Raw genomic sequence first — 5165 nt, 5'->3', positions numbered from 1 at the left:
TCATTGAGAGAACTAAAGACTCCACTAACACAAGAAGAGTTAGATGATTTAGCAGATGTGGGACATCAGCTAGCCCTCGACCCCGATGACTGGGAATATATCGCAGAGGGTTTGATGGCAATCATTCAGGGGAATGAAGAACTAAACGAATACTTTCAAATGGCCAAAGCCTGTTTAGAGACGATTGATGGTCAGATTCCCTCAGAAGTACTGCCTACTTACACAGAGCTAGAACAATACCTCCCGCCAATCTCCAAAGGACCTCAAGGTTTTGGCTGGAAACCAGGCTCTGACGAAAGCGATGAAGTTCTGACTGCGACTATTAAAGCTCTAGAGACTCATCGGCCAATTCAGACAACTAACCAACTGAGCTTTCTGCAAAGAACTTCAGATTTTTTACAATCATCACCATCATCAAAAGAATCTTATAAAACCTCTGAATATCCCTCTGAATCTCGCTATTTCAACACTTTCTTTTGTGATTTAGATGACTCCAGTGCAATCCCTCTCAACCAGCCACTGATTAGTCAGCAAGCTTACACCCTTTACGTAGATATTAGTCCAGAACGCAAAGGAGCTGATGACACTAATGTTCCCTTTCCAGAGCAAGCTCTAGCCCAAATGTGGGATGACCTGGAAAGTCTTGCTCTGGATGTGGTCGTTTCTTCCCACGATTTCACCATCGAGTCTCCCGTAAAAAAGCTGATACTACCCCACCGTGGTACCTCAGAGGGAGTATGCTTTACGGTTACCCCCACGTTATCTACAGGGCGAGGCTATCTTCAGGTCGAGCTATTCTATCGGGGCTACCTGTTGCAAGCCAAGCAAGTAGAAGCAGTGATTATCCCCCAACCAGAGGCTCAGATGACTGCTTATTCTATGCGCCCGGTTCATACTGCCAGAATTACATTTACCACTACTGATCAACTGACCCCCGAACAGCTGAAACTCACACCAGAGCGAGTTCTAACCATTGATGTTGAGCGGGATCAGCGCGATGGCAGTATAGACTTTCGCTTTCTCGACCGGACCGATGGCAATCAGGAGCTTGCGTTCTACGATACGGTTTTACAACCTGCGATGTTAGGAAAAGCGATCGCTGGAGTTCGCAAACAGCTCAACCGAGCTGCACGAGAGGGTTATCAGTGGATTGATCAAGGTAACCTGGATTTGCTCAATACCTGGCTGCCCCGTTTTGCCCATGCTGGACGCTATCTTTATCGGGCTATTTTACCCCAGAATCAAGGCAATCCCACGGATATCGACCAGGGTGAAAAACTCCAAGCTGCTCTCGAACCAGGTATCACTATCCAAGTCAATCCTATTGTTGGTCAAGTTACCGTCCCTTGGGCTTTACTCTACGAGCGAGAGGTAAAGTATCAACCGGGCAAAACCCATGTCTGCCAACATTGCCTCAACAGTAAGGAAGACTGTCCTAGCTGTCCCCATGGCGATGACCCTTATATTGTCTGTCCCTATGGCTTCTGGGGTTACCGCTACGCTATTGAACAACTGCCCTGCTGGGTAACGGGAGAGTTACCTAAACCCACGGTGTTGGTAAAAACGATTGCGAATCACCAACCCTTGTTGCTCAATCTCAATGTTTGGAAGGAATTTTCCCTCTGGCGCGACCATCTGCCCAAACTGGCAGCAGCAGGAGAGGTGCAAATGCTGGTAGCTGAGGACATTACTAAGTTAGAAGAAATCTGGCGCGACCATGCTACTTTGGATCTAGTTTACTTCTACTGTCACGGCGGCATCGATGAAATCTTGGAGCAACCGTATCTACAGATTAGTGATGGACGCATCGACAGTAACTTCTTGGAAGCCTCGAATTTGCAATGGTTGCACAATCCCCTGGTATTCCTCAACGGCTGTGCTACGGGGGATTACAGTCCAGAAAGCTACATGAGTTTAATTGATGACTTTCGGGTAGCTGGCGCGTGCGGTGTCATTGGTACAGAATGCCCCGTTCCGGAAATGTTTGCTGAACCCTATGGGGCTGCTCTACTGCCACGCCTGTTTAGGGGAGAACCCTTGGGACAGGCTATGCTGACAGTGCGCCGAGAGTTACTACGGGAGAAATTAAATCCTTTAGGTTTAGTTTACTCCCTTTATGCAGCACACGAAGTTGTCTTATCTCGTGCTGTTGCCACAATGAATTAAGGCTTACCATGAAACGTTTTCTTCCTGCTGCTTTACTGATTTTATTGGTTTTGCCTGCCTCAGCTTTGGCTCAAACCATTGATGTGGATGCTAATGATCAGCCCCTGGAAATTAGGGGATGGCTGGGGGAGGAGAATGGGTTTATTGGCAATGTGCGGCTGACTGCCTCTAAGCAGGATGTGGCATCTTTTATCTTCCTGCCATCTGATCTCAAGGGTAATGACACAGATCAGGAAATTACACGGCAGCAGGTGGAATTAATTGGGGACCCTCAGCTTTCAGCAGCAGTACCGAAGGATTTTCAGGTGAAGGTGAATGGTATCCAGTCCCCAGGAACCTATGAGGGTCAAATTGAGCTACTGCCATTAGGTCAACAGCGGTCAGAGGCTGTGGTGATTCCCCTAACGGTAACGGCAAAAGCCAGACCCAAGTTAGTGCCATTGCCAGGTTCCGAACAGGTACAGCTCCAGTTAGTTCAATGTAGCTGGTGGCTCGATTGTGGATTGGCTCACCTGTTGCTTCCAGCAAGTGCCTTTCAAAATCAGTGGCAACTGGGATTTGACAACCCAGTTGAGGCACCCGTTTCTCTCAGGAATGCTGAGGTGGTTTTACAGGGAAAGCAGACCGGTTACCAAATTACTGAAACCGAGGTTATACCACCTAAAACTCCAGAAACATTAGCTGCTAATCAAATTGTCCGTTTGCCATTGCAGTGGGAGCGGAGGCAAATTCCTCCTGAGCGCTATACAGGAGCGGTTTACCTGACACTGGAGGGTAAGGAAGAGAGGCTAGCAATTCCGGTAAACTTGAGTATGCGCTCTGGTCCGCTAATCCCACTCCTGCTATTATTGCTAGGGATTATTTTGGGTCGATTGTTCAAGTATATGCAGGAGAAGGGGATTCCTCAAGCTGATGCTTTGGGGAAAGTTAATCGGTTAGAGGGCAAGATTACAGAAGCTGACCCGGAAGACCAAAGAATTCTCACCCCGATGGTAAAGGAAGTCCGCAAGTCAGTGTATCAGATGGATTTGGACGGGGTAAAGGCAGAGGTAAATGCGATCGCAGACCGTTTTAATTGTCTGAGTCGGTTGCGAACCATGGAGCAGAAGTTGCAACCAAAAAAGCAGCATCCTAAGGTTGGGGGAGAAAACGGCATCCTGCACAAGATTGCTAAGGCACGAACTCTGCTGAGTTTGCCAACTGACCCACAAGGGGAAGAATTAGAGCAAGTGAAAGCACTGCTGGCAGAAATCCAGTCAGAGGTGGAGCAGCTGGGAAGTTCGATGATGGGTCCAAATAACCAGCCGGATGCAGCACTCATGGAAACGGCTGAAGAGGCTGAGAAAGCAGCAGAGGCGGTTGGTCATGCGGTTGAGGCTGAGATGAGGCGTGTGCCAGCTTTGCCAATGTGGGTGGTGCAGTTTAAGCGATCGCTTATTGTCCTGTCTGGGGTTTCTAGTCAAGTGCGAGCGGAAGCTACCTATTGGGTTGTGCGACCGTTGTTGTCATTGGCATTATTGTTTGGGTTATCGGTGGTGGGAATTCGGGCTTTGTATGTGGAGAATGGGAGAACCTTTGGGGCTGATCCGTTTGGTGATTATTGGGAATTGGTGCTGTGGGGGTTGAGTGCGGATGTGGCTAGTCGGAGTTTGAGTAGTTTGCCGGGGGGAGAGAGGAAGAAGGAGTAGGTTTGTTTGCCTTAATTAGCCGTTTCGATGTCATCGCAGAGATGGCGATCTGTTTCACTAACATTAGGATTATATTTTAAATAACCACGCACCCAGTCACAACCTTTATCTAATAGATAATTTAAATCTAAATTCCACAGGTTGACGTTCAAATGATCACCATAGATTAAAGTTTTACCATCGGGAGTAAAATTAAGATTCTCAACCGTAGAACTATTGGTTTTCAAAGATTTAAGTTCTTGTCCATCAAGACTCCAAAATTTAATGATACCTGCATCCCTTTTATCACTACTAACACTTCCTCCACTTCCTGAAACAAAAATCAAACCATCTGGTCGAAACTTTAAACTCGAAACATAATGGGTATGTCCTTGACGTTTTTTTAAGCTTCTATCTGCAAGATTCCAAATTAGAATATTACCATTTTTATTTCCAGCTATTAAAGTTTTGCTATCTGGACTAAAAACCAAACTTTTAATCTCAGAATCGCTTCCACTTAAAGGAGGTAATTCTGCGTATTCTAATCCTTCAGCATTCCAAAGTTTTATCGTCTTATCTTTACTAGCAGAAGCTACTATTTTACCGTTCGGACTATAAATAGCTATTTTACCTCCACCTTTGATAGTTTCAATTATTTTCCCATCAAGAGATAAAATTCTAACAGTTCCATCTTCTTGTCCTACTGTAATATTACTATCGTTTTCACCAAAATGAGCTCTACCAAAGTCATTGCGCTGGCTTGGTCTTCTCGGTAATTGTTGCTCAATAATTATTTGATTTTCTCCAGTTTCAGTATTCCAAATTTGAACCTTATTACGGTGACTGTAAACTATCTTTTTACCGTCAGAGCTAAAAGTTATTTTGCTAGAAGTAGAAACTTCTTCAGAAAGCTTTTTCTGAAGATTACCCTCTAAATCCAAAATTTTTAGAGAGCTATCAGCACTTACTGTAGCAATAAATTTACCATCTGGACTCAGATTTATGTCTTTTAAAGAACCATTCAAAAAACCATTCACTGTTATAAAATTTGCGGGTTCTATCCCTTCGATATCCCAGACTTTAACAGTGTTATCCGCACTCACTGAAACCAGCATATTACTATTAATAGGATTAAAACTCACATCATGAATAGTATCGCTATGTCCAATTAAAGTTGTTTCGATTTTCCATCTACCATTAAATTTATTCCAGAGTTTAATATTCCCTATATCACTAAAACCTATATCACTAAAAGTAGCAATCATGATACCATTAGGGCTAAAAACTGATCCTTTAACGCCAAAATCATAGAAATCGTCAATTTTCTCTCCA

The 5165-nt window shown here is 44.7% G+C and carries 2 protein-coding genes and 1 pseudogene; 2 read left to right on the top strand and 1 reads right to left on the bottom strand.

The window, feature by feature from the left end; genetic code table 11:
* The coding region (locus F6J99_RS41830) for a CHAT domain-containing protein (protein ID WP_293122528.1) at positions 1-2166 on the top strand (2166 nt) is incomplete at its 5' end.
* Positions 2167-2174: 8 nt separating this feature from the next.
* Positions 2175-3854 (top strand): hypothetical protein, encoded by a 1680-nt coding sequence (locus F6J99_RS41825; RefSeq protein WP_293122526.1) that lies wholly within the window; start codon positions 2175-2177, stop codon positions 3852-3854.
* An 11-nt stretch (positions 3855-3865) separates the two neighbouring features.
* Here F6J99_RS41825 and F6J99_RS41820 read toward each other — a convergent pair.
* Positions 3866-5165, bottom strand: a pseudogene (locus F6J99_RS41820) (hypothetical protein); the annotation flags it as partial.

The organism is Moorena sp. SIO4G3 (assembly GCF_010692305.1).
Classification (GTDB): domain Bacteria; phylum Cyanobacteriota; class Cyanobacteriia; order Cyanobacteriales; family Coleofasciculaceae; genus Moorena; species Moorena producens_A.
This window is presented reverse-complemented; position numbering and strand designations above follow the sequence as displayed.

What these genes read in the sequence shown, in the direction of transcription:
- F6J99_RS41825 (WP_293122526.1), top strand. Translation starts at nt 2,175, where the DNA reads ATGAAACGTTTTCTTCCTGCTGCTTTACTGATTTTATTGGTTTTGCCT.